The 24,217-nt window shown below is 42.8% G+C and carries 26 protein-coding genes and 1 rRNA gene; 15 read left to right on the forward strand and 12 right to left on the reverse strand.

Annotated elements, in window-relative coordinates; genetic code table 11:
- Positions 1–116: ribosomal RNA gene (locus CIK00_RS15965) — 16S ribosomal RNA — on the reverse strand; the annotation flags it as partial.
- A gap of 459 nt (positions 117–575) precedes the next feature.
- Here CIK00_RS15965 and CIK00_RS15970 point away from each other — a divergent pair.
- Positions 576–1,112 (forward strand): gamma carbonic anhydrase family protein, encoded by a 537-nt coding sequence (locus CIK00_RS15970; RefSeq protein WP_101769663.1) that lies wholly within the window; start codon positions 576–578, stop codon positions 1,110–1,112.
- A 21-nt stretch (positions 1,113–1,133) separates the two neighbouring features.
- Here CIK00_RS15970 and CIK00_RS15975 read toward each other — a convergent pair whose 3' ends face one another.
- The 4 genes from CIK00_RS15975 to tsaC all read right to left on the reverse strand — a co-directional run bounded on the left by CIK00_RS15975 (position 1,134) and on the right by tsaC (position 3,791).
- Positions 1,134–1,400: a DUF1488 family protein gene (locus CIK00_RS15975; protein ID WP_101769664.1), complete on the reverse strand. Its 267-nt coding sequence runs from the start codon at positions 1,398–1,400 to the stop codon at positions 1,134–1,136.
- Between the two features lie 7 nt (positions 1,401–1,407).
- Positions 1,408–2,229 carry a shikimate dehydrogenase gene (gene aroE / locus CIK00_RS15980; protein ID WP_101769665.1) on the reverse strand — a complete coding sequence of 274 codons (822 nt, stop codon included), beginning with the start codon at positions 2,227–2,229 and terminating at the stop codon, positions 1,408–1,410.
- Between the two features lie 80 nt (positions 2,230–2,309).
- On the reverse strand, positions 2,310–3,230 hold the full coding sequence (gene hemF, locus CIK00_RS15985; RefSeq protein ID WP_101769666.1) for an oxygen-dependent coproporphyrinogen oxidase: 921 nt from the start codon (positions 3,228–3,230) through the stop codon (positions 2,310–2,312).
- 3 nt (positions 3,231–3,233) lie between these two features.
- Positions 3,234–3,791, reverse strand: a complete 558-nt coding sequence (gene tsaC, locus CIK00_RS15990; protein ID WP_101769728.1) for an L-threonylcarbamoyladenylate synthase type 1 TsaC — start codon at positions 3,789–3,791, stop codon at positions 3,234–3,236.
- A 194-nt stretch (positions 3,792–3,985) separates the two neighbouring features.
- Here tsaC and purE point away from each other — a divergent pair, with 194 nt between their 5' ends.
- Both purE and CIK00_RS16000 read left to right on the forward strand, forming a co-directional pair.
- A complete protein-coding gene (gene purE / locus CIK00_RS15995) occupies positions 3,986–4,474 on the forward strand; it encodes a 5-(carboxyamino)imidazole ribonucleotide mutase (RefSeq protein WP_045037180.1) in 489 nt (162 codons plus the stop codon).
- Positions 4,474–5,592: a 5-(carboxyamino)imidazole ribonucleotide synthase gene (locus CIK00_RS16000; protein ID WP_101769667.1), complete on the forward strand. Its 1,119-nt coding sequence runs from the start codon at positions 4,474–4,476 to the stop codon at positions 5,590–5,592. The genes purE and CIK00_RS16000 overlap by 1 nt, the downstream gene beginning before the upstream one ends.
- Positions 5,593–5,654: 62 nt before the next feature.
- Here CIK00_RS16000 and CIK00_RS16005 read toward each other — a convergent pair whose 3' ends face one another.
- From CIK00_RS16005 to CIK00_RS16020, 4 genes are read right to left on the reverse strand one after another with little or no spacing between them, the layout of a single operon-like run.
- Positions 5,655–6,215 carry a DNA topoisomerase family protein gene (locus tag CIK00_RS16005; RefSeq protein WP_101769668.1) on the reverse strand — a complete coding sequence of 187 codons (561 nt, stop codon included), beginning with the start codon at positions 6,213–6,215 and terminating at the stop codon, positions 5,655–5,657.
- A 2-nt stretch (positions 6,216–6,217) separates the two neighbouring features.
- Complete coding sequence (locus tag CIK00_RS16010) at positions 6,218–6,691, reverse strand: DUF494 family protein (RefSeq protein WP_101769669.1); 474 nt, start codon at positions 6,689–6,691, stop codon at positions 6,218–6,220.
- A 2-nt stretch (positions 6,692–6,693) separates the two neighbouring features.
- Positions 6,694–7,794: a DNA-processing protein DprA gene (gene dprA / locus CIK00_RS16015; protein WP_101769670.1), complete on the reverse strand. Its 1,101-nt coding sequence runs from the start codon at positions 7,792–7,794 to the stop codon at positions 6,694–6,696.
- A gap of 5 nt (positions 7,795–7,799) precedes the next feature.
- Entirely contained in the window at positions 7,800–8,870 is a 1,071-nt protein-coding gene (locus CIK00_RS16020) for a LysM peptidoglycan-binding domain-containing protein (RefSeq protein ID WP_101769671.1), read from the reverse strand.
- 348 nt (positions 8,871–9,218) lie between these two features.
- On the opposite strand from CIK00_RS16020, the gene def reads away from it, so the two are divergent.
- The 5 genes from def to CIK00_RS16045 all read left to right on the forward strand — a co-directional run bounded on the left by def (position 9,219) and on the right by CIK00_RS16045 (position 15,007).
- On the forward strand, positions 9,219–9,719 hold the full coding sequence (def, locus tag CIK00_RS16025) for a peptide deformylase (protein ID WP_101769672.1): 501 nt from the start codon (positions 9,219–9,221) through the stop codon (positions 9,717–9,719).
- A 24-nt stretch (positions 9,720–9,743) separates the two neighbouring features.
- Positions 9,744–10,688 carry a methionyl-tRNA formyltransferase gene (gene fmt, locus CIK00_RS16030; protein ID WP_101769673.1) on the forward strand — a complete coding sequence of 315 codons (945 nt, stop codon included), beginning with the start codon at positions 9,744–9,746 and terminating at the stop codon, positions 10,686–10,688.
- An 85-nt stretch (positions 10,689–10,773) separates the two neighbouring features.
- Positions 10,774–12,054 carry a 16S rRNA (cytosine(967)-C(5))-methyltransferase RsmB gene (gene rsmB / locus CIK00_RS16035; RefSeq protein WP_101769674.1) on the forward strand — a complete coding sequence of 427 codons (1,281 nt, stop codon included), beginning with the start codon at positions 10,774–10,776 and terminating at the stop codon, positions 12,052–12,054.
- A gap of 124 nt (positions 12,055–12,178) precedes the next feature.
- Positions 12,179–13,555, forward strand: coding sequence for a Trk system potassium transporter TrkA (gene trkA / locus CIK00_RS16040; RefSeq protein WP_101769675.1), 1,377 nt, complete (start codon positions 12,179–12,181; stop codon positions 13,553–13,555).
- Between the two features lie 6 nt (positions 13,556–13,561).
- Positions 13,562–15,007 (forward strand): TrkH family potassium uptake protein, encoded by a 1,446-nt coding sequence (locus tag CIK00_RS16045; RefSeq protein WP_101769676.1) that lies wholly within the window; start codon positions 13,562–13,564, stop codon positions 15,005–15,007.
- A 77-nt stretch (positions 15,008–15,084) separates the two neighbouring features.
- Here the strand turns inward: CIK00_RS16045 and trhA are convergent, their stop codons facing one another.
- On the reverse strand, positions 15,085–15,744 hold the full coding sequence (gene trhA, locus CIK00_RS16050; protein WP_101769677.1) for a PAQR family membrane homeostasis protein TrhA: 660 nt from the start codon (positions 15,742–15,744) through the stop codon (positions 15,085–15,087).
- A 157-nt stretch (positions 15,745–15,901) separates the two neighbouring features.
- A complete protein-coding gene (locus CIK00_RS16055; protein WP_101769678.1) occupies positions 15,902–16,579 on the reverse strand; it encodes a FadR/GntR family transcriptional regulator in 678 nt (225 codons plus the stop codon).
- A gap of 337 nt (positions 16,580–16,916) precedes the next feature.
- On the opposite strand from CIK00_RS16055, the gene CIK00_RS16060 reads away from it, so the two are divergent.
- The 4 genes from CIK00_RS16060 (at position 16,917) to CIK00_RS16075 (ending at position 19,374) form a co-directional block, all read left to right on the forward strand.
- Positions 16,917–17,117 (forward strand): hypothetical protein, encoded by a 201-nt coding sequence (locus CIK00_RS16060; protein WP_101769679.1) that lies wholly within the window; start codon positions 16,917–16,919, stop codon positions 17,115–17,117.
- A gap of 157 nt (positions 17,118–17,274) precedes the next feature.
- On the forward strand, positions 17,275–17,541 hold the full coding sequence (locus tag CIK00_RS16065; RefSeq protein WP_080159077.1) for a YihD family protein: 267 nt from the start codon (positions 17,275–17,277) through the stop codon (positions 17,539–17,541).
- Positions 17,542–17,707: 166 nt separating this feature from the next.
- Positions 17,708–18,694, forward strand: coding sequence for a serine/threonine protein kinase (locus tag CIK00_RS16070; protein ID WP_101769680.1), 987 nt, complete (start codon positions 17,708–17,710; stop codon positions 18,692–18,694).
- Positions 18,695–18,771: 77 nt separating this feature from the next.
- On the forward strand, positions 18,772–19,374 hold the full coding sequence (locus CIK00_RS16075; protein ID WP_101769681.1) for a thiol:disulfide interchange protein DsbA/DsbL: 603 nt from the start codon (positions 18,772–18,774) through the stop codon (positions 19,372–19,374).
- 65 nt (positions 19,375–19,439) lie between these two features.
- Here CIK00_RS16075 and CIK00_RS16080 read toward each other — a convergent pair whose 3' ends face one another.
- A complete protein-coding gene (locus tag CIK00_RS16080) occupies positions 19,440–20,972 on the reverse strand; it encodes a YifB family Mg chelatase-like AAA ATPase (protein WP_101769682.1) in 1,533 nt (510 codons plus the stop codon).
- A 373-nt stretch (positions 20,973–21,345) separates the two neighbouring features.
- Between CIK00_RS16080 and ilvG the strand changes: the two genes are divergently transcribed.
- Genes ilvG through ilvE form a run of 3 tightly spaced genes read left to right on the forward strand, consistent with a single transcriptional unit; the run spans position 21,346 to position 24,198 of the window.
- Positions 21,346–22,992, forward strand: a complete 1,647-nt coding sequence (gene ilvG, locus CIK00_RS16085; RefSeq protein ID WP_101769683.1) for an acetolactate synthase 2 catalytic subunit — start codon at positions 21,346–21,348, stop codon at positions 22,990–22,992.
- A gap of 3 nt (positions 22,993–22,995) precedes the next feature.
- Positions 22,996–23,244 carry an acetolactate synthase 2 small subunit gene (gene ilvM / locus CIK00_RS16090; protein WP_101769684.1) on the forward strand — a complete coding sequence of 83 codons (249 nt, stop codon included), beginning with the start codon at positions 22,996–22,998 and terminating at the stop codon, positions 23,242–23,244.
- A gap of 21 nt (positions 23,245–23,265) precedes the next feature.
- Positions 23,266–24,198 (forward strand): branched-chain-amino-acid transaminase, encoded by a 933-nt coding sequence (gene ilvE, locus CIK00_RS16095; protein ID WP_101769685.1) that lies wholly within the window; start codon positions 23,266–23,268, stop codon positions 24,196–24,198.
- Positions 24,199–24,217 lie beyond the last annotated feature (19 nt).

Raw genomic sequence — 24,217 nt, forward strand, 5'->3', positions numbered from 1 at the left:
ACCCGTCCGCCGCTCGTCAGCAAAGAAAGCAAGCTTTCTTTCTGTTACCGCTCGACTTGCATGTGTTAGGCCTGCCGCCAGCGTTCAATCTGAGCCATGATCAAACTCTTCAATTAAAGTTTTGTTGTCTCTTTCGAGACGGCTCAATAAATACTGACTTTAATACCAACTCTTTATAAATAAAGAGTGTAATTTTAAAGCTTTTTATCATTTAAAAAATGATAATTAAATAACTGTGCCAAAATAATCTTCTCTATAAATAGATTGGGTCATTTTGTATTGGTCACTCAGTTTATTGATAAATCTTTCGACTTAACTATTCAGTGAGTGCCCACACAGATTGCATGGTCAAATTGTTAAAGAACATACTGATTTCGTTGCTAGCCAATGGCTTGCTCCGTGTCAGTGAGGTCGTAGTATAGAGAGTTCGATCACATTAGCAAGGGCTAAATTGCAATAAATTTGTCATATTTACCCGAACGTCCAAATAACGATCAACCCCTAATGTTTTGGTTGTTAATCACACGAAAGTTTCGTTATGGTGGAAGAATAACTTCGTTCAGATAAGCCTTCTTATGTCCTTCCCTCTTCGCCATTATCAAAATCACACGCCGCAGCTTGCCGATAATGTCTATATAGATACTACAGCGGTCGTCATCGGTAAGGTTAACATCGGAACAGACAGTAGTTTGTGGCCTTTGGTTGTTGCTCGTGGGGATGTTAATCACATTCGCATTGGCCAACGCAGTAATATTCAAGATGGTTCAATACTTCACGTTAGTCGAGTTAGCATTACAAACCCTGATGGATATCCACTTATTATAGGTAATGATGTAACTGTGGGTCATAAAGCGATGTTACATGGCTGCAAGATTGAAGATCGTGTCTTAATCGGTATGGGAACCATTATTTTAGATGGGGCTATTATTGAGCATGATGTCATTATTGGAGCGGGCAGTTTAGTACCGCCAAAGAAGCAGCTTTGTTCTGGCTTCCTTTATATAGGAAGCCCAGTTAAACAAATCCGCCCATTAACAGCTGTAGAGTTAATGTCATTAACCCAATCAGCAATTAATTATGTGCACTTAAAAGATGAATACCTTAACGGATGATTACATCTGATCACGGCGATGCTATTCATTAACAATGATATCGCCATTATCATTAAAGTCTTCATTATCAATCATTGCTTCGGCAATATCTTCAATATCAAATCGATATTCAATAAAGGTCGCAATGATATCTTCTGGCGTCGATAATGCTTGCTCACTTTGTTGTTGTAGCCATGATAATGGCAACCAGCAATTGATCAGCGCGCCACCTTGCTGGGCTGGAAAGTGAATCGCTTGCTGATCTGAGTTCCAAGTTTGAATATCAGCAAATAATATATTTTGGTTCATGTGATTTTTACTCTTGTAAAAGGCGTCTTAATTCACGTTGTACTTGTTTAGCGCCTGGGCGTAATCCTCGCCACAGCATAAAACTCTCTGCGGCTTGCCCAACTAACATTCCTAAACCATCAATCGTTTTAAGCGCATTTTGTTGTTGTGCCCATTGATTAAAAGCCGTAACGCTGGAACCGTAGACCATATCATAACAACAAGTCTGTTGACCGATAACAGATGTTGGCACGGCTGGCACATGACCACTCAAACTCGCTGATGTTGAATTAATCACCACGTCAAAACTCTGCTCACCTAAAGCATCAAAAGATAACGCTTCAACATCACCATATTCAGCAAATAATGTGGCTAACTGTTGGGCTTTGGTCAAGGTGCGATTAGTTATAATGAGTGTCTGTGGCTGCTGGGCTAATAAAGGTAGAATCACCCCTCGTGCAGCGCCGCCAGCACCGATTAATAAAATACGCTTATCTTTCAGTGTGACCTGTTGGTGCAATAAATCTTGCACCAAGCCTTCACCATCCGTGTTATCACCTAATACACCGCCATCATCTAAACGTTTTAGCGTGTTTACTGCGCCCGCTAATTGAGCCCGTTGCGTAAGTCGGGTCGCGTACTTAAAGGCTTGCTCTTTAAACGGCACCGTAATATTACAGCCTTTACCACCCTCGGCAAAAAAAGCATCCATTGCAGTTACAAAGCCATCGAGTGCTACTAACTGACTACAGTATTCCATCTTCTGGCTGGTTTGACGGGCAAAAAGGGTATGAATGAAAGGGGATTTACTGTGATTGATGGGATTGCCCACCACGATATATTTGTCCATAGTCCATTACTCAAATAAAAGGGCCGATATATCGACCCTACCACTGGATGAAATAACTGCCAAACATTGCTGCTGCCAATTTACCATTCTCGAGGGTGAAGATAATCACGACTCAAACGTGCTTCTGCGGCATCAGGATCGGGGTGATAACAATATTCCCAACGCGCTAAAGGTGGCATCGACATTAAGATCGATTCGGTACGACCGCCGCTTTGCAAACCAAACAGGGTACCGCGATCATACACTAAGTTAAATTCAACATAGCGCCCACGACGATAAAGCTGAAATTCACGCTCGCGCTCGCCATAAGGTAACCCATACCGTTGAGCAACAATCGGTACATAAGCATCAATAAAACCATTACCGACCGCTTGAGTATAAGCAAAGCTTTTTTCAAAACCCCATTGGTTGAGATCATCAAAAAACAGTCCACCGATACCGCGGGTTTCATCACGATGAGGTAAAAAGAAATATTTATCACACCATGCTTTGTGTTGTGCATAGACATCATCACCAAACGGCGCACAAATCGCTTTCGCGGTATCATGCCAATACTGACAATCGTCATCAAACGGATAAAAAGGCGTTAAATCAAACCCACCACCAAACCACCACACCGGTGCTTCACCATCTTTTTCTGCAATAAAAAAACGCACATTGGCATGGGATGTCGGCACATAAGGATTATGAGGATGAATCACTAATGATACCCCCATCGCCTCAAACCGTCGTCCAGCAAGTTCCGGACGATGCGCTGTCGCAGAAGCTGGCATCTCATCACCATAGACATGAGAGAAATTAACGCCGGCTTGTTCAAACACTGCACCATTACGTAATACGCGACTACGACCTCCGCCACCTTGCTCACGTTGCCATTGATCTTGTTCAAACTCAGCACCGTTATCTTGTTGTGCTAATGCCAGACAAATGGTGTCTTGTAATTGGAGCAGGAATGTTTTTACAGCGTTCTTATTAATATCTATCTGGTTACGATTAATCATTGATTACCCCTGACGGAAAATATTACCCGTTTGGGCATCACGAATTTCAGAAGGATTATTGCGTCCGCCCGTCTCACCATTCAATATTGCAGCTAATTGATCCCCCAACTGTTGTTCTACATCTGCCACAGTACGCCCCGGCTCAAGTCCGGTTAAATTAGCGCTAGTTGAGGTTATTGGCTTACCGAATTCACGGCATAGTTGCTGAACTAACGGATGCGCGGTAACACGAACGGCAATGGTAGAAAACTGACCCGTTAAAAAAACAGGGATGTTGGCTTTGGTTGGCATTACCCAAGTGACAGGTCCTGGCCATGAGGCTAAAACCGTTTGCTTTTGTTGCGGTGTTAATTGGCTATCATCGATATACGGCAATAACTGCTCATAATCAGCAGCAATTAAGATCAAACCTTTTTCCATTGGGCGTTGTTTCAGTGCCAATAGTTTATTAACGGCCTGTTGATTATCAGGATCACAACCGACACCAAACACCGCTTCTGTTGGATAACCAATTACTTGACCTTGCTTTAGCGCTGTAACCACTTGCGTAATATTTGCCACAAATTCCCCTGTTTTGTATTCAGCTGATATTCTATTTTTAGTTATGGTAATCATCATACCGACACATACGGAACAACACCATTGAAGGTTAATCATAGCGTAACTTTCGCTACGCAAACGTTTTCCTTTGAGTTAAATCACCGTATAATGGCGAAAATTACACTTTAGTTGTTCATTACCTATAGGAGATTGGAATGAAAGTTGGAATTATCATGGGATCAAAATCTGATTGGCCAACCATGCAACATGCAGCAGAAATGCTGAAGCGTTTTAATGTTGCTTACGAAACTAAAGTGGTTTCAGCTCACCGTACTCCTCATTTATTAGCGGAATACGCTGAAACAGCACGCAGTCGTGGCATCAATGTCATTATTGCTGGTGCTGGCGGGGCGGCACATTTACCCGGTATGACTGCCGCATTTACCAGTTTGCCCGTCCTTGGCGTTCCTATTCAATCTCGCGCTTTAAAAGGTATGGATTCATTATTATCGATTGTGCAAATGCCTAAAGGTATTGCTGTAGGGACACTCGCGATTGGTGAAGCGGGTGCCGCTAATGCTGGTTTATTAGCAGCTCAAATCATTGCGACACATAACCCAGAAGTTTTAGCCGCAGTAGAAGCGTTCCGTCAACAACAAACAGATACCGTACTTGATAACCCAAATCCGGCTGAGGATGCATAATGAATCAAGTATTGGTCCTTGGCGCTGGGCAACTGGCACGAATGATGGCGTTAGCCGGAGCACCACTGAATATTGATGTCATCGCCTATGATGTTGTCAGCACTAATGTTGTACACCCTCTCACTCAACAGTGCCAATCACTCTCACTGATTGAAGCAATTGCTGCTGTCGATGTGATCACCGCCGAGTTTGAACATATACCCACAGATATTTTATCGCTCTGCGCCGCGAGTGGTAAATTTAAGCCTCACCCAGAAGCCATAAAAGCCGGCGGCGATCGTCGTATCGAAAAAACCTTATTGGATCTCGCGAAAGTTGCTAATGCACCGCACCATATCATTAATACTCGTACCGATTTAGACGCAGCAATCACCACGCTGGGCCTACCGATGGTATTAAAAACAGCGCTCGGTGGTTATGACGGTAAAGGTCAATGGCGCTTAAAAACCCGCGATCAAATTGAATCAGTATGGGCCGAAATGGCGCACTGCATTGCTGTGACTAATAACCAAGCGATTGTGGCAGAAAAATTTATTGGTTTTGATCGCGAAGTGTCTTTAATTGGCGTCCGTAATGCCAATGGTGATGTTAAAACCTATGCCCTCAGTGAAAATGTACACACTGACGGCGTACTCAGCTTATCAACAGCCATTGTTGGCGATACCATCCTGCAACAACAAGCACAGCAGATGTTTACCGCAGTTGCTGAACAACTCAATTATATAGGTGTGCTGGCACTGGAGTTTTTTGAAGTGAATGGTGCGTTGTTAGTCAATGAAATAGCACCTCGCGTTCATAATTCAGGACATTGGACTCAGCAAGGAGCACAAACCTGTCAATTTGAGAACCATCTGCGTGCAGTATGTGATTTACCATTGGGTGGTACTGCACTCATTCGTCCGAGTGCGATGATTAATATTTTAGGTCAAGATAGTGTGCCACGGGCAGTATTAGCATTAGAAAGTTGCCACGTACATTGGTACGGCAAAGAAAAACGAGCGGGACGTAAAATGGGGCATATTAATGTTTGCGCGGCCACTCCAGAACAACTGCAATATCAATTAATGTTGTTAGGCCAAATATTATCGCAACAATATTTCCCGACATTACCACGCTAAACACCACTCACAAAAAAGCCTGCATCGTAATGCAGGCTTATTAATGTTATTCAATATAGTCACTATTTTTCAGCATTCTGATAAGCATTACACTTACGGTCAGCACATTGTAATTTAATACCACTGACTAATTTTTTTTCTATCAACAGCCCAAAACCACACTGCTGACACACACCAACAACCGGCTGATTGTTGACAGCAAAGCGGCATTGCGGATATTTATCACACGCATAAAACAGTTTGCCATAGCGTGATTTACGCTCGACTAAATGACCCCGATGACACTCAGGACAATCAATATGGGTTTGTTGCGGTTTTTTTTCTGGTGATGCAAGGTAATGGCACTCAGGGTATGCCGAACACCCAATGAACATGCCATAACGACCTTGGCGTAATACCAACGGTTGCGCACATTCTGGGCAGGGCATATCTAACTGTTTAACAATATGACCATCATTTTGTTTTAGTGGCTGAATATAATCACACTCAGGGTAATGATCGCAGCCTAAAAATGGACCATGTTTACCAAACCGCATCACTAAATCAGCCTCACATTGCGGGCATGATTGATGCTGTAACGCTTCTTCATGGGCAGAAAATAATGAATCATGATGAGTTGTCATTATTAATGTAGACCTCCATCTTCTGCGCCATATAATAATTCTTCTACTTTATCATATGCAGCTTCGTTTCCTGGGGCGTTAAATAACACCATCAGAATAATCCACTTTAGATCATCAAGTACAAACTCTTGAGTATCGAGTTCCATCACCCGATCAATCACCATTTCACGAGTATCAGTATTTAATACATCGATTTGCTCAAGATAAAGTAAAAAACCACGACAAGCCGTATCCATCCGCAACATTTCATCAGCGGTATAGATGCGCATCGATGTTATCGCACTGTGGTTAACATACGGTGTATTTTCTGTTTCTTGTAAAGCCGCCAGTTTTTCAAGCCACTCTAATGACTTGTAAATATCATCCTGATGAAAACCTGCACGCAAAAGCTCTTCAGAGAGCTCTTCTTGATCCACTAACAGCTCGGCTTCGCTTTGAATGTAGGTTTCAAATAGATACATAAGAATATCCATCATAACTAGCCCCTCCTCGTTCTGATATAACCACCGGGCACTGCAGTCACCCAACCAGACAGTTCTAATTCTAATAATTGCGGTAAAATTTGGTGGATGGGTTGTTTACAGCGTTCAGCAACGACATCTACGGGTGTTGCTTCGGTGCCTACGTTAGCCAACAGAGCGGGAAATGGCAATTCTTCATTTTCCTTCATTACTAAAGGCACGCCTATTTGATTGTTTATTGCACATTCTGTCAGGCTTCCTACCTCTTCATAAATATCAGCAGGACTTTCTACCAGTTTAGCACCGGATTTAATCAGCGCATTACAGCCACGACTGGCGGGATTATGAATCGAACCAGGCAACGCAAAAACCTCTCGTCCTTGCTCTAGAGCATAACGCGCAGTAATTAATGATCCACTTTTTTGCGCGGCCTCAATCACTAATACACCAGCAGATAAACCACTAATAATGCGATTACGCCGCGGAAAGTTTTGCGGTCGCGGTTGTTCTTGCGGCCAAAACTCTGACACTAACGCGCCCTGTTCAGCAATACTCGCAGCTAATGAACGATGTCGAGCCGGATAAACTTGATCGAGCCCAGAACCTAACACTGCAATGGTTAATCCACCGCCTTGCAATGCGCCTTGATGTGCTTGACCATCGATGCCTAATGCTAATCCACTTGTGACCACATAATTATTAGCCGCGAGAGCTTTTGAAAAATAAAACGCGGATTCGCGGCCATCAATCGATGCGGAACGACTACCAATAACGGCAATTTGAGGTGCGCCTAAACAAACCATATCGCCACGTACAAATAATATCGGTGGCGGTGAAGCGATCTGTTTTAACAAATGGGGATAATGCGGTGAATCGAGGGTCAATATATGTTGTTGCGGAGCGCGTTGCCATTGTAATGCCTGTTGGATCCGCGCTTGATTCGGATGATGTAAAGCCTGTATTTGTTTCGCCGTTAAACCACATTGTTGTAATTGTTCAGTCGTCATTACCACTAACTGTGATGGACTCGCATGAGAGAGTAAACGCTGAATACGACTGCCACCAAGAGAGGGAACAGCCGCAAGTTGTAACCATGCAATAAGCTCTGTTTCTGTCATAACCACTATAAGCGTGGTGCTTGAGCAACCACTCCAGGTTTAAAGGGTTGTTGATTATTAAGTACTACCGCCAAGCTAAAATATTCATAAGGACGTAGTACCATCGCTTGCGCTACTGCAACTGTTCCTAATTGAGTACTATCAGTTAATAACGTACTCGCTTGATAATGATATTGACCTTTTTTACCTTGAACTTGCGCACCAGGCTTAAACAACTCAAACACTTGCCCAGCAATCATGCCATCAAGATGACCTCGGTCGAGCACAATCACATCGTAATTGGAAATATAACTATAACCACTAATTTGACCTAATACGGTCGCGGATAACGACGCTGGCGGAGTAGTTGGCGAAAATGACAGATCAGCTTGGCCATCAATGCCTAATAAAGGTAATAAAATATCATTTGGAATAATTTCCTGCTGAAAGTCATCAACTTTCAACTGGCTCATCGCACCATCACTTGCAATAACAGTGACATCTGCAATCTCTTTCAACGTTGAGATGGTGGCTTTAATCGCAGAGTTAGCGACTTTATCTTTACTATCATCACGATCAAAATCTTGCTCTAAACGATATACTCGCCACTGACTAGTCGGAACTAATGACTGATCAGCCCACAACACATCACCAACAGACAGATAACCACGCTCTTCACTGGTACCCATAATTTGCGGTTGGGTTGGAAGCGCTTCAGCACTGATCAACTTATCTTGAGCCACATATGCCAACATTAAATAACCAGGTAATGAGGTAATAGGCTGACGAACAACCCGCATTTGAGGGGATAATTTGAGGTACTTTTTAAGACTTAACTGCGGTTTACCATTCACCCAAATAAGATGTAGTCGATCACCTGGATAAATTAAATGCGGATTTTTTATATAACTGTTTTTTTGCCATAACTGTGGCCATGACCATGGATTATCTAGAAATACGGCCGAAATATCCCATAACGTATCCCCTTTTTTAACCACATAAATTTCAGGATGACTATTTTTTAGCTGTGGCTGCGATGCGGCAAACAACGACGGCATAAAAAGAATAAAACTAACGATAATAACCCATTGCTTCATGTGATCCGTTCCTTCGATTACACAAATAGCTACCTAGCGATAATAAAATAATCACTCATATTGGCAGAGGTTGGCATTAGCCATTTGATATGTCGACTGTTTAACTATCACTACCCAACGCTTTTCGGCTTATATCACGATTTAATAATCACTGTTACATCGAAGACGCTTTAACTTTGCGAACAACTAACATTAATTTTTTAGCGAAAAGAGGTCTTCATTTCGTTACTCTAATTTCGGTTAACCACCACCACTCGCATTAGGTACTGTTCTTTGAGAGCTAAAATGACTAGAATTAGACCAACAACGCTGTATCTTTCTAGTAACCGTTAACGAATTCGAGCCCTTATGTCGCTATTGCCAGTTTTAATCTTTCCAGATGACCGTCTACGTACTGTAGCCAAGCCCGTTGCGGCGATTACGCCACAAATTCAGCAGATCATTGATGACATGCTTGAAACCATGTATGAAGAAGAAGGTATCGGCCTTGCGGCAACTCAAGTCGATATTCATCAACAAATTGTGGTTATTGATGTTTCTGAGCAACGCGATCAACCAATGGTACTAATCAACCCAGAGATCACAGCTGCCCATGGCGATGATGGTATTGAGGAAGGTTGTCTTTCCGTACCGAGTGCTCGTGGTTTTGTACCACGTGCAGCAACAATTACTGTTTCAGCATTAGACCGCAATGGTAACAAGATCACCTTTGACGCAGATGACCTACTAGCCATCTGTATTCAACACGAATTAGATCACCTTGCCGGTAAACTGTTTGTTGATTACTTATCGCCACTGAAACGCCAACGCATTAAAAGCAAATTAGAAAAACTAAAGCGTTCACTCTAACAACATCCACCATTCGAGGTTATCTTGAGTAAACCATTACGTATTATTTTTGCAGGTACGCCTGACTTCGCCGCCCGTCATTTGGCGGCGTTATTGTCTTCACAGCATCAAGTTGTTGCAGTTTATACCCAGCCCGATCGCCCAGCAGGTCGCGGCAAAAAACTCACCGCAAGCCCGGTCAAAAATATCGCTGTCGAACACGATATTCCGGTATTTCAACCCGCCTCGTTGCGTAACCTTGAAGCTCAACAACAACTAGCCACTATTGATGCAGATATCATGGTTGTTGTGGCTTACGGTTTATTATTGCCTCAAGAAGCACTTGATACACCACCACTCGGTTGTATTAATGTTCACGGTTCAATTTTGCCACGTTGGCGTGGTGCGGCACCGATTCAACGTTCAATTTGGGCGGGTGATAAAGAAACTGGCGTCACTATCATGCAAATGGATATCGGCCTTGATACGGGTGATATGTTACACGTCACTACGTTACCGATCACGGCTACTGATACTAGTGCAACCATGTATGACAAACTGGCAGATCTTGGTCCTGATGCATTGATTAATTGCTTAACCGATATTGCGAATGGCACTGCGGTTGCGACCAAACAAGATGATGCCCAAGCAAACTACGCTAAGAAATTAACCAAAGAAGAAGCCCAAATTGATTGGACCATGGACGCAACAACCATTGAGCGTTGTGTACGTGCTTTCAATCCATGGCCAATGAGTCACTTCACTGTTGCTGAGCAAACAATCAAAGTATGGCAAACCAGCGTTGAAGATGACAATCAAGGCCAATTACCGGGTACGATTTTAGCGGCGGATAAACACGGTATCGTCGTCGCAACAGCACAGGGTGCATTGCGTCTATTATCACTGCAACCTCCAGGTAAAAAAGCCATGTCAGTCGCGGACTTATTAAACTCGCGTCGAGAATGGTTCCAAGTCGGTACTCAACTTTAAACATCAAGGCCAGGGTTAAGTCTCTGGCTTTTCTTTTTCAGATTAACCACGTAGCGCCAGCATCAACGGCGCTCAGGAAACAGCTATGAATGTAAGAGCCGCAGCGGCCAAAGTAATTTATCAGGTCGTCGATCAAGGGCAGTCATTGTCTGCCGCGCTACCGTTAGCGCAGCAAGATATCAAAGAACGCGATCACGCTTTATTGCAGGAAATCTGCTATGGCGTATTACGCTGGCTACCTCGATTAGAGTCAATTACGAACGCATTAATGGACAAGCCTCTAAAGGGTAAACAACGGGTTTTCCATCATCTAATTTTAGTTGGCTTATATCAACTAGGTTATATGCGCATTCCTGCTCATGCTGCGGTTGCTGAAACAGTTGATGCCACTAAAACCCTTAAAAAAACCCAGTTGCGTGGTTTAATTAATGCTGTTTTACGTAGCTACCAACGCCAAAAAGACGCACTTGATGAGCAAGCGGTAAGTCATGACGCGGGTAAATATGGTCATCCAAGCTGGTTATTGAAATTACTTAAAGCGAGCTACCCTGATGACTACGCCGCCATCTGTGAAGCCAATAACACCAAAGCACCAATGTGGTTACGGGTAAACAGTCAACATCATGATCGTGACACTTACCGCGTATTATTAGATGCGGAAGGTATTGCCACTGAATTACACCCACAAGCGGCAGATGCATTACGCTTAATTTCACCGTGCGATGTCACTAAACTACCGGGCTTTAGCGATGGTTGGGTATCAGTCCAAGATGCGGCGGCGCAACTTGCGGTTGATTATCTACAACCTCAAGCGGGTGAGTTAATTCTTGATTGTTGTGCTGCCCCCGGTGGTAAAACGGTTCATATCATGGAGCGCGTACCCTCGGCACAAGTAGTTGCGATTGACTGTGACGAAAATCGTCTTAAACGTGTGCATGAAAACCTTGAGCGTTTAAACCTAACCGCCCAAGTATTATGTGCTGATGCGCGCTACCCTGAACAATGGTGGCATGGAGAAAAATTTGATCGCATTTTGCTTGATGCACCCTGCTCGGCAACAGGGGTTATTCGTCGTCACCCTGATATTAAATGGTTACGTCGCGGCGAAGATATCGCGGCGCTAGCATTGCTACAGGCTGAGATTTTTGATGCAATGTGGTTACAATTAAAACCTGGCGGTACCTTAGTTTATGCGACTTGCTCAATCACACCTCAAGAAAACTGTGATCAAGTAAAAGCATTCTTAAGCCGTACTGTTGACGCAACCTTAATCGATAGCGATCCTGCATCTCCCGGCCGTCAAATTTTACCCGGTGAAGAAGCGATGGATGGTTTTTACTATGCAGTATTAACCAAAGCAAACTAAGATAAATTACTAACGATAGCGGAACTTGACGTCAAGTTCCGCTTTTTAGTCTCTTTTATGCGCCACTTACTGTCGATTTATGACACAGTGACTGTTAGTTGGCATTACTCATCAGGCATAGGCTATGAAAATCATCATTCTCGGTGCTGGACAAGTTGGCGGCACTCTTGCTGAAAATCTTGTTGGCGAGAATAACGATATAACCATCGTTGATAAGAACCCAGAACGTCTTCGTGAACTGCAAGATAAATATGACCTTCGAGTTGTACAAGGCTTTGCGAGCCACCCGCAAACACTTCGTGATGCTGGTGCTCAAGATGCTGATATGTTAGTTGCAGTCACCAATTCAGACGAAACTAACATGATCGCGTGCCAGATCGCGTTCTCATTATTTAACACCCCTAACCGTGTGGCTCGTATTCGATCTCCTGAATACTTACGAGAAAAAGAGCAGTTATTTCAATCTGATGCAGTTCCGGTTGATCACTTAATTGCCCCAGAAGAATTGGTTACCGATTACATTGAACGTTTAATCGAATACCCAGGCGCATTACAAGTGGTGAGCTTTGCTGAAGAAAAAGTCGGCTTAGTGGCAGTAAAAGCATATTACGGTGGCCCACTGGTGGGTAACGCATTATCAGCCCTACGAGAACACATGCCACACATTGATACCCGTGTTGCAGCAATATTCCGTCAAGGTCAACCGATTCGCCCCCAAGGTACCACTATTATAGAAGCGGACGATGAAGTGTTCTTTGTCGCAGCAAGTAACCATATTCGTTCGGTAATGAGTGAATTGCAGCGATTAGAAAAACCATATAAACGATTAATGATTGTTGGTGGTGGTAATGTTGGCGCAGGCTTAGCTCGTCGCTTAGAACAAAACTACAGTGTAAAATTAATCGAGCATAATCAACAACGTGCCGAAAATTTATCTGAAATGCTGCAAGATACTATCGTCTTTTGTGGTGATGCTTCCGATCAAGAATTACTCAGCGAAGAACATATCGAACAAATTGATGTGTTTATTGCGGTTACCAATGATGATGAAGCCAATATCATGTCAGCAATGTTAGCTAAACGCTTAGGTGCGAAAAAGGTAATGGTGCTGATCCAACGGGGCGCATATGTCGATTTAGTGCAAGGTGGCACCATTGATATCGCAATTTCTCCGCAACAAGCGACCATTTCAGCGTTGTTAACCCATGTTCGTAAAGCTGATATCGTTAACGTATCATCATTACGTCGCGGTGCTGCTGAAGCGATTGAAGCGATTGCTCATGGTGATTCCAGCACATCTAAAGTTGTTGGCCGCACTATTAGTGAAATTAAACTTCCTCCAGGTGCCACCATTGGTGCTGTTGTACGAGGAGAAGAAGTGCTTATTGCGCACGATCGCACCATGATTGAGCAAAATGATCACGTCGTTATGTTCTTAGTTGATAAGAAATATATTCCAGACGTTGAACGTCTTTTCCAACCGAGCCCCTTCTTTCTGTAACTGCTTATGGTTAATTTACGTCCAATATTATTTGTACTCGGACTGGTGCTATCTAAAATAGCCCTGTTTATGTATGTACCCACTTTAGTTGCTTTTTTTACTGGCACCGAAGGTTTCATGGATTTTGCTGCAGCAGTGGTTATCACCCACTCAGTAGCATTTTTGTTACTTTCCTACGGTAAAACCGATGAGTTTAAGCTCAGTGTAAGGGACATGTTCCTGATCACCACCTTAGTGTGGACTGTTGCGAGTGCGTTTGCCGCGCTGCCATTTGTGTTTATTAATCACATCAGTTTTACTGATGCGTATTTTGAAACCATGTCAGGCATCACGACAACCGGCTCAACAGTATTAAGCGGTCTCGATCAAATGGCACCCAGTATTTTACTATGGCGATCAACGTTGCAATGGTTGGGTGGGGTCGGATTTATTGTTATGGGGGTGGCTATTTTACCGATGCTTAATGTCGGCGGAATGCGATTATTCCAAACAGAATCATCAGATTGGTCAGATAAAAGCTCACCCCGCACTAAAAGTGTCGCTAAAAATATCATCAACGTTTATTTGATTTTAACGGTGTTATGTATCATCGCGTTTATGTTCGCAGGCATGAATACCTTTGATGCTATTAACCACGCTTTTACGACACTTTCAACGGGGGGTTATTCAACCTCTGACGGTTCAATGAATCACTTTTCACACAGCGCACAATGGGTAGCAACCTTCTTTATGTTTGCTGGTGGACTGCCATTCTTATTATTTGTCCAAGCATTAAGAAAGCGCCATCCTCGAACTTTGTTTGGTGATGCTCAAGTTAAGGGTTATACCTTATTTGTAGTAGTAGCGAGTTTAATTGTCGCGGCCTGTTTAATCTTTAATAAAGGTTATTCCGTCCTTGATGCAATGCGATTATCATTTTTTAATATCATTTCAGTAGTAACAACGACTGGCTTTGGTCTGGGCGACTTTACCGCGTGGGGTCCATTACCGACGATCATTTTTGCGTTCACATTACTGGTCGGTGCTTGTTCTGGCTCAACCAGTGGTGGTATTAAAATCTTCCGCTTCCAAATTGCCTTTGCGCTATTACGTAAGCACATCATGCAATCTATTCACCCATCAGCGCTGTTCATTCAACGTTATAACGGTCGCCCAGTTACCGATGACATCGTCCGTTCAGTGGTGGCATTAGTGTTTACTTTTATCATGACTATTATTGTGATTGCTTCAGTGTTAGCACTACAAGGTTTAGATCCTATCACCAGTATTACTGGTGCGGTAACGGCAGTCGCTAATGTGGGTCCGGGAATGGGAACGATCATTGGTCCAACCGGTAATTTTGCTAGTTTACCTGATTTATCAAAATGGACCTTAAGCTTAGGAATGCTAATGGGACGCTTAGAAATATTAACCGTGTTAGTGGTTTTTGCTCCTGCTTTTTGGCGTGATTGATACCCAATTAACGTAAACGATAAAAACAAAAAGAGAGCGCGTAGCGCTCTCTTTTTTTATTTGATTTTTGTCACAATTTATAGCGGCTTAATATAAAAATAAATCGCACAAAAATGACAAATTGAACCACCTAAAACAAACAAATGCCAAATAGCATGGTTATACGGAATACGCTTATTGACGTAAAACACCACACCGAGCGAATAGATCACGCCACCCAATGCTAATAGAACTAAACCACCAGGTGCTAATGCCATTGCTAATTGGTAAACCACAATTACAGATGACCAACCCATCGCTAAATAAGTAAATAATGACAATTTCTTAAAACGATGAATAAAAACGATTTTAGCGACAATACCAATCAGAGCTAATCCCCATAGTATCGCCATTAATCCCAACGCCAAAGGTGTACGTAAAGCGATTAATAAAAATGGGGTATAGGTGCCGGCAATTAATAAATAAATAGCACAATGATCAAAGATTTTTAATGACTTTTTAGCCGTCACACTTGGAATTGCATGGTATAAGGTTGAGGCGAGATACAATAAAATCATACTCACGCCATAAACAAAATAGCTGATAATACTTAGCGTATCCGCATGTAAAGCAAAGGCTTTATCTAACAACAAATACAGACCAAACACTGAAAATAGCAGTCCAAGGCCGTGACTGACACTATTCGCGACTTCTTCTGTGGTTGAATAACCAAGCTCACGTTTGATCACATTATTCATGATTTATATATCCCAAAAGACACTTAATTTAATAACTGCTATTTTTTCAGCTTACACTTGTAAGCTTAAATTAAGCAACCTTTTGTTGGTCACTTTACGTTGGTTTTATAATTGATAAAAAAAAGGAGCCATTTGGCTCCGTTGTGTCATTTATCAACTATTGTAATAACTCTAACGTTGCTTGACGGGCAACGTCTGGATCACGCTGTAAAATGCCATCTACAATCCGCTGATGAACATCAAGCTTCATCACTTGCTCACGGGTAACAACTCGAAAATAATTTTCAAACACCGCTTTGAACAAGTTTCCAAATGGACTAATAAAATGGTTACCAGAAGAAAAATACACTAATTGATGGAAGCGAGTATCAATTTCAATCCAGCGCTCTTGATTAAAATCATCTTTCATCTGATGCATTTGCAACATTAATTGTTCGAACTCAAGCCGATCTTCTATTGTCGCATGTATAGCAGCCAAAGCGGCAGCTTCAGGTTCTAGCGTCAGACGTACTTTTTGATACTCGATAATCAGTTGAGAATCAGCATCAAAATCTAACCAAGCCAGTAAATCTTGATCAAGATAATTCCAATTTTTCTTTGGCATTATTCGAGTGCCAATACGTGGACGAGGCAATACCATGCCTTTAGCCGCTAACATCTTTATTGCTTCACGTACGGCAGTGCGACTCACGCCATACATTTCGCCTAACTCAACTTCACCCGGTAAAATACAGCCAGGAGCTGGATCGCCAATTAATATTCGGCGACCAATAGACTCTGCTAATCGGTACGATAAGTTACGATTGGCAACAATACGTTGCTGCTCCTGCTCCATAGATCCTCTCCCAAGGCTTCTGTTGTACTACTAACTAACGTTAAAATAGTGTAATGCCTATCATTGCTGCCGTCTTTATTTCGATAGAGATCGAACGACACGGTGCATCAAGGGGTCAATTATTGCAATAGTTACTATATAAACAATGTAATAATTAAATATTAGCATTTTATTGCTTATTTTATGCTCGACTTTTAATAATCAGGTTGTTATCCTTTGCACGATTTGATTAATAACCAAACACTATTCTGGTGGATGGGTTCTACCCAACAGGGATTTTCCCTTCAGATATATTTTTAATTTTTTGGCCATGGATGAGCCTGACAATAGGTGATATATGCGCCCAGCATCCCCCGTCAGGTATGCAAGTACCCCTCGAAGTCCATCACGTTTACGTGCTAGCTCTCACGCACCACAGTTTAAGGTCAGTGTTAAAAAAACACCAACGACTGAAATACATTTAACCGGTGCAGATCCACAATTAGATCAGCAACAAATAGTGCCTGAACTTCTTCTCAGCCAACAGCAACAACGTTAGTCCTGATATTAAGCAGCTAAGGCTGCTTTTTTATTAACATTATTTTGGCTCGACACATACATTGTAACTCAGCAAGGTTTGTTATAATTTATCCGCACTAAAATAATGATAATACAATCGTATAACGATTGATTCAGCCCAAGCTACGGAGTTAACAATGAAAACCCATCGCGTTAATGAACTGATTGAACTACTGCACCCCGAGTGGAAAAAAGACCCAGACCTTAACTTAGTCGAATTCTTACTAAAATTAGCTGCAGAAGCAAAATACCAAGGTCCACTAGAGTCATTAACTGATGATGTATTGATTTATCATTTAAAAATGCGCAATAGTGATAAAGATGCCATGATCCCCGGCCTTGCTAAAGATTGCGAAAACGATTTTAAAACAGCGATCTTACGTGCCCGCGGCATCATCAAATAATGACCAAATAATCGTTTTACCTTATTTATGAAGCCAGTTATTAATAACTGGCTTTTTTTTTGAGCGAAAATCATCCTTACGAATAATAGCGATCAGGTTTGATTTGTTTTAATTCCATTCGCGGTTAAGCTAAGTCTCTATTCCAAGCCAGATTCAGGATTCAGTCATGGAAAAACAATGTTTTAGTTTTGCAGATCTCAGCCCAGATGTACTGCTCGATGCACTGGATAGCGTCGAAGTACATGCTGAGTCCGGTTTATTGGCACTTAATAGCTATGAGAATCGCGTCTATCAATTTAAAGCGGAAGATGGTCAACGTTATGTGACTAAATTTTATCGTCCAGCCCGATGGAGTGATGACCAAATAAATGAAGAGCACCAGTTTACGCTTGAGCTTGAACAACAAGATATTCCGGTAGCCTCACCTATAGCGATCAATGGCAATACATTGCACCATTATAATGGCTATCGATTTGCGGTATTTCCAAGCGTCGGTGGTCGACAATTTGAAGTCGATAACTTTAATCAATTAGAGTGGGTAGGACGATTTTTAGGCCGCATTCACCAAGTGGGTCAACGCCAACCGTTTGTCCATCGCCCAACATTAGGCTTAGAAGAATACGTTTATCAGCCTCGAAAAATACTCGCCAATAGCGACTTCATTCCTGATTACCTTAAAAAAGCATTTTTTGCCGATCTTGATCGCTTAATCACTGAAATTGAATCACATTGGTCAACAGATTGGCCAGCTTTACGCCTTCATGGTGATTGCCATCCTGGCAATATTTTATGGCGTGATGGGCCGATGTTTGTCGATTTGGATGATGCTCGCAATGGTCCCGCAATCCAAGATTTATGGATGATGCTTAATGGTGAGCGTCATGATCAATTGGCACAACTCGATACTCTTCTCGAAGCTTATAATGAATTTGCTGATTTTGACCCACGCCAACTTAAATTAATTGAACCTTTACGTGCTCTAAGAATGGTGCACTATATGGCTTGGTTGGCAAAACGTTGGCAAGATCCAGCATTTCCACGCGCATTTCCGTGGTTTGGCGATGCAAAATATTGGGAAGGTCAGGTTTTAGCCTTTAAAGAACAAATTTTTACCTTAAATGAAGCACCATTACAGTTAATGCCTCAATGGTAATTGACTATAAAACAACACTATTAATCACTATACTCAGCTAATATCTAATTAACGACACGGATAATCAGGAACCCCAAATGATGAAGAACTTACTTGCGCTAGTCAGCGCTGCTTTATTGTCTTTTTCTGTTCACGCTGCCAAATTTACGGAAGGCGATTACTACAAGGTATTAGACCAACCACAATCAACAACACCTATTGTGACCGAATTTTTTTCACTGTACTGCCCACATTGTTTTCAATTTGAGCCGATGATGCATGAGTTAAAAACCAAACTGCCAGATAACGTTAAACTCCAAAAAATGCATGTGTCATTTATGGGCGGCCCTATGGGTAAAGTCATGAGTAAAGCATTTGCAACCGCAGTAGTATTAAATGTTACCGATAAAATGGTACCAGTATTATTTAACCGTATTCATACGCTTAATCAACCACCACGTAATGAAGCAGAAGTTCGTCAAATTTTTATAGATGAAGGTGTCCCTGCGGCAGAGTTTGATGGCGCATTTAATAGTTTTGCGGTTAACTCAATGGTGACTCGTTTTGATAAATCTTTTGAAGATGCTGGCTTAACAGGTGTTCCCGCGGTTATCGTCAATAATAAATACTTAGTAAAAACAGGAAAAATCAAATCTGCTGATGAATATTTTGAGTTAGTTAACTTCTTACTCAAGAAATAACATTACTCAATCAGCAATAATGACCATCAAAAAAAGAGGCTTTAATTAGCCTCTTTTTTATTGCTTTAAATTACCTGACAACTCAGTTGTTTCAATAACCGATCCATTGCTCGATACCCTAATGCTTCGGCTAAATGAACCCGCAGAATCTGATCCTGCTCGGCTAAATCAGCAATGGTGCGCGCGACCTTTATAATTCGGTGATAAGCACGCACTGATAATCCCAACTGGTGTAATGCATTTTCTAAAAACTCGGCATCTTTAAATGACAACGCGCAATATTTATCTAACTCCCGAGTAGAAAGTAACGCATTCACTTTTCCACAACGGGCTAACATGCGCTCACGAGCTTGATCAACCCGCGCCTTTATCACCGCACTTGATTCACCACGATCACCGCCAGTAGTTAACGTACCACGCGGCAAAGCGGGAATTTCTAACGACATATCAAACCGATCTAACAACGGGCCTGATAAGCGACTTAAATAACGCAAAATTGCCTGTGGATTCGTCCGTGACTGATTACCTTCGTAGTAACCTGTTGGGCTTGGATTTAGTGCACCTATTAATTGAAAACGAGCGGGAAAAGTAGTTTTTGCGGTAGCGCGTGAAATTACAATTTGCCCTGACTCTAACGGCTCTCGCAGAGAATCTAGCACCTTACGTTCAAATTCAGGCATCTCATCTAAAAATAACAGTCCATTGTGCGCGAGTGATATTTCACCCGGCTTTGGTACAGATCCTCCGCCAACTAAGGCTGCCATTGAACTTGAATGATGTGGCGTCCGAAAAGGACGATTAAGCCAATTACCTTGGTGCAAGGATTGCTGGGTCAAAGAAGCAACCGCTGCAGTTTCAATAGCTTCTTGATGAGTCATTGGTGGTAATAAATCTCGCAATCGAGATGCCAACATTGTTTTACCCGTACCAGGTGGGCCCAATAATAATAGATTATGACTACCTGCTGCCGCGATTTCTAACGCCCGTTTACCTTGTTGCTGACCAATTATATCTTGCATGTCACGTTGGTCATTAACCTCTACTGATGGGGTTATCACCCGTGGCTGAAGATGTAATTGCAACTGTTGCTGGCCACATAAAAAACCACAGACCGCTAACAAAGAAGGGGCTGATTTATGTTGTTTTTGTGCCACTAATGCCACCTGATCACCATTTTGATCCGGTACAATTAAACAACGTTTGGCTTTCAATACTGCCAATGCCGCAGGTAATGCGCCTTTCACTGCACGCAAATCGCCTGATAATGCTAACTCACCAATAAACTCATATTGTGCTAATCGATCAGTAGGGATTTGCCCAGAAGCGGCCAAGATACCAAGGGCAATAGGCAAATCAAATCGTCCTCCTTCTTTAGGTAAATCAGCAGGGGCTAAATTAACCGTAATACGCCGTGATGGAAATTCAAATTGGGCATTAATAATCGCGCTACGAACCCGATCTTTGGCTTCTTTTACGGTAGTTTCAGGCAAACCAACCAACGTAAAACTTGGCATCCCATTACTTAAATGTACCTCAACGGTTACTGGTGGGGCTTCTACGCCCACACAAGCTCGACTATGAACAATAGCAAGTGTCATTGATGACTCCATTGACTGGCAACTTACACCATTGGGTTAATGAAATTTATATACGGTGTTACATCAAAGCACCATTAATGCTGCGAATTTACTAATAAAACCAGATTTTTTTCTTGTCATGTGACAGAGATCCGTGTTACCACTTATATATAGCAACAACTAAACAATAAAAGTTGGACAATTATGCGCATAACAGCAACATCCCTAATACTCATTATTAATGTCATCGTGGTGATTATTTCACCGCGTAGGGGATGTGCAGGCGTAAGTTAACGCGACCAAGACACAAAAAAGCCCCCGCACTGAAAAGTTCGGGGGCTTTTTTAAATCAACAAATTTAAATCCGCATTTTAACCACACACAAGGAGCAGCGATGACAGGGGCAGAGTTAGTCGTACAAGCGCTGCAGCAGCAGGGAATAACAACCATCTTTGGCTATCCGGGAGGCGCGATCATGCCCATCTATGATGCACTTTATGATGGTGATGTTGAGCATATTTTATGTCGTCACGAACAAGGGGCGGCAATGGCGGCAATTGGCATGGCACGATCAACCCAAAGTGTTGCCGTCTGCATGGCCACATCAGGGCCGGGAGCAACAAATTTAGTGACTGGATTGGCTGATGCTTTAATGGATTCAGTCCCTTTGGTTGCCATTACAGGCCAAGTGGCAAGCTCACACATTGGCACTGATGCTTTTCAAGAAATGGATGTGATTGGAATGTCATTGTCGTGCACCAAGCACAGCTATCTAGTAACCGACATCAACGATCTTGCACCGACATTAGCAGAGGCTTTTGTGGTGGCCAAAAGTGGTCGTCCAGGGCCAGTAATTGTTGATATCGCTAAAGATGTACAGTTGGCTACGGCACCAACAACAGTATTGCCTAGCGTCACTCCGCCACCATTACCGATAGCCTCTGTTACCGCTATCGAAGTGGCACAACAGTTATTAGCTCAATGTCAGCGACCCGTTTTATATGTTGGCGGCGGTGTACAAATTGCCAAGGCAACCGCAACCCTGCGCCAATTTCTAACCCTCAACCCAATGCCGTCAGTCAGCACCCTCAAAGGTTTAGGTTCAGTCGCCCGTCACGATCCGCATTACCTTGGAATGCTAGGAATGCATGGCACTAAAGCGGCAAATCTAGTTGTACAAGAGTCTGATTTATTGATCGTTGTTGGCGCGCGGTTTGATGATCGGGTTACCGGAAAATTGGATACCTTTGCCCCTCTCGCGAAGGTGATCCACATTGATATTGATGCAGCTGAATTTAATAAATTACGCTATGCCAACGCACCGTTGCGTGGTGACATTAATGTTATTTTACCGCAGCTTGAACTAGGGCAAGACATCAGTCGCTGGTTAACCCATAGCGAACATTTACGCCACATTGGTAAATGGCGCTACGACCATCCGGGTGAATTAATTTATGCGCCACTATTACTAAAACAACTGTCAGACATGATGTCCGATAACAGCATAGTCTCGACCGATGTAGGGCAACATCAAATGTGGGCGGCACAACATATTCAACCGCGTGAGCCACAAAACTACATCACTTCTGCTGGACTTGGCACTATGGGCTTTGGCTTACCCGCCGCGATGGGAGCCAGTGTTGCACGCCCTGATTCTCAATCGATACTGATCTCCGGTGATGGCTCATTTATGATGAATGTACAGGAACTTGGCACTCTTAAACGCCGCCAAATTCCAGTCAAAATGGTACTGATTAATAACCAACGCTTAGGCATGGTGCGTCAATGGCAATCGCTGTTTTTTGATGGTCGCCATAGCGAAACAATTTTGGATGATAACCCTGATTTTGTAATGCTGGCGCGGGCGTTTGATATTCCTGGTAAAACCATCACCCGCAAAGAGGAAGTTGCACCAGCACTGGTTGAAATGCTTGCTAGCGACAGCGCCTATTTATTACACGTGATGATTGATGAAGAACAAAATGTATGGCCATTAGTACCACCGGGCGCTGCCAATCAAGACATGCTGGAGAACACGTAAATCATGGATAGATATTTACTCGACATCAAAGCCAACGATAAACCAGTATTACTTGAACGTATTTTACGAGTGATTCGCCACCGTGGATTTGTGATCAAAAAAGTGGATGCGACCCAAAACCATCATAGCAATATCGCCACCATTGCAATTATTGTTGATAGTGATCGTCCGATTAGCATTCTGATCAATCAAATAGAAAAACTCTGGGATGTAACCACCGTTATCACCTCAAAAATCGAAAATTTGGATTAAATTTTAAGAAGGGAACTCGTCATGGCAAACACAGCTGATTTTATTTGGTTTAACGGTAATATCGTTCCTTGGGCGGAAGCGAATGTTCACGTTCTTACCCATGCAATGCACTACGGCACTTCTGTTTTTGAAGGCATTCGTTGTTACAACACCCCCAAAGGACCGGCGATTTTCCGCCATAAAGAACACATGCAACGGTTACTTAATTCGGCCAAAATTTATCGTTTCCCAATTCCTTATCACTGCGATCAACTAATGGAAATTTGCCGTGAAACCATTCGCATCAATAAACTCGATTCGGCCTATATTCGCCCATTAGGCTATGTTGGTAATGTCGGTTTAGGTGTCTGCCCTCCGGTTGATACCATTATGGATCTGATTGTAGCGGCCTTTCCATGGGGCTCATATTTAGGTGAAGAAGCGTTAGAAAATGGTGTCGATGCAATGATTTCAAGCTGGAACCGCGCGGCACCTAATACCATTCCAACCGCAGCTAAAGCTGGTGGTAACTACTTATCATCATTGCTTGTTGGCAGTGAAGCCCGTCGCCACGGTTATGCAGAAGGGATTGCGCTAAGTGTTGACGGTTACCTTTCAGAAGGTGCAGGTGAAAATATTTTCGTGGTGCGTAATGGCGTCCTTTCAACCCCACCAACCACCAGTGCAATCTTACCGGGTATTACTCGCGACACCATTATGGTGCTAGCCAAAGAACGTGGCTATGAAGTACGCGAAGAAAATATAGCTCGAGAAGCACTCTACCTTGCCGATGAAGTATTCATGACGGGCACCGCCGCTGAAATTGTCCCCGTACGCAGTGTTGATCAGATCTCGGTTGGAGCAGGTAAACGCGGACCAATCACTCACCAACTACAAACCGATTACTTTGGCTTATTTAATGGCGAAACTGACGACAAATGGGGTTGGTTAGACTACGTATACCCAGCTAAGTAACTGTGTCGATTAAATTAAT

The sequence above is a fragment of the Photobacterium carnosum genome (genome assembly GCF_002849605.1).
GTDB lineage: Bacteria > Pseudomonadota > Gammaproteobacteria > Enterobacterales > Vibrionaceae > Photobacterium > Photobacterium carnosum.

Coding starts and splice junctions, on each gene's coding strand:
- CIK00_RS15970 (WP_101769663.1), top strand. CDS start 576: ATGTCCTTCCCTCTTCGCCATTATCAAAATCACACGCCGCAGCTTGCC.
- CIK00_RS15975 (WP_101769664.1), bottom strand. CDS start 1,400: ATGAACCAAAATATATTATTTGCTGATATTCAAACTTGGAACTCAGAT.
- aroE (WP_101769665.1), bottom strand. CDS start 2,229: ATGGACAAATATATCGTGGTGGGCAATCCCATCAATCACAGTAAATCC.
- hemF (WP_101769666.1), bottom strand. CDS start 3,230: ATGATTAATCGTAACCAGATAGATATTAATAAGAACGCTGTAAAAACA.
- purE (WP_045037180.1), top strand. CDS start 3,986: ATGAAAGTTGGAATTATCATGGGATCAAAATCTGATTGGCCAACCATG.
- CIK00_RS16000 (WP_101769667.1), top strand. CDS start 4,474: ATGAATCAAGTATTGGTCCTTGGCGCTGGGCAACTGGCACGAATGATG.
- CIK00_RS16005 (WP_101769668.1), bottom strand. CDS start 6,215: ATGACAACTCATCATGATTCATTATTTTCTGCCCATGAAGAAGCGTTA.
- CIK00_RS16010 (WP_101769669.1), bottom strand. CDS start 6,691: ATGATGGATATTCTTATGTATCTATTTGAAACCTACATTCAAAGCGAA.
- dprA (WP_101769670.1), bottom strand. CDS start 7,794: ATGACAGAAACAGAGCTTATTGCATGGTTACAACTTGCGGCTGTTCCC.
- CIK00_RS16020 (WP_101769671.1), bottom strand. CDS start 8,870: ATGAAGCAATGGGTTATTATCGTTAGTTTTATTCTTTTTATGCCGTCG.
- def (WP_101769672.1), top strand. CDS start 9,219: ATGTCGCTATTGCCAGTTTTAATCTTTCCAGATGACCGTCTACGTACT.
- rsmB (WP_101769674.1), top strand. CDS start 10,774: ATGAATGTAAGAGCCGCAGCGGCCAAAGTAATTTATCAGGTCGTCGAT.
- trkA (WP_101769675.1), top strand. CDS start 12,179: ATGAAAATCATCATTCTCGGTGCTGGACAAGTTGGCGGCACTCTTGCT.
- CIK00_RS16045 (WP_101769676.1), top strand. CDS start 13,562: ATGGTTAATTTACGTCCAATATTATTTGTACTCGGACTGGTGCTATCT.
- trhA (WP_101769677.1), bottom strand. CDS start 15,744: ATGAATAATGTGATCAAACGTGAGCTTGGTTATTCAACCACAGAAGAA.
- CIK00_RS16055 (WP_101769678.1), bottom strand. CDS start 16,579: ATGGAGCAGGAGCAGCAACGTATTGTTGCCAATCGTAACTTATCGTAC.
- CIK00_RS16060 (WP_101769679.1), top strand. CDS start 16,917: ATGCGCCCAGCATCCCCCGTCAGGTATGCAAGTACCCCTCGAAGTCCA.
- CIK00_RS16065 (WP_080159077.1), top strand. CDS start 17,275: ATGAAAACCCATCGCGTTAATGAACTGATTGAACTACTGCACCCCGAG.
- CIK00_RS16070 (WP_101769680.1), top strand. CDS start 17,708: ATGGAAAAACAATGTTTTAGTTTTGCAGATCTCAGCCCAGATGTACTG.
- CIK00_RS16075 (WP_101769681.1), top strand. CDS start 18,772: ATGATGAAGAACTTACTTGCGCTAGTCAGCGCTGCTTTATTGTCTTTT.
- CIK00_RS16080 (WP_101769682.1), bottom strand. CDS start 20,972: ATGACACTTGCTATTGTTCATAGTCGAGCTTGTGTGGGCGTAGAAGCC.
- ilvG (WP_101769683.1), top strand. CDS start 21,346: ATGACAGGGGCAGAGTTAGTCGTACAAGCGCTGCAGCAGCAGGGAATA.
- ilvM (WP_101769684.1), top strand. CDS start 22,996: ATGGATAGATATTTACTCGACATCAAAGCCAACGATAAACCAGTATTA.
- ilvE (WP_101769685.1), top strand. CDS start 23,266: ATGGCAAACACAGCTGATTTTATTTGGTTTAACGGTAATATCGTTCCT.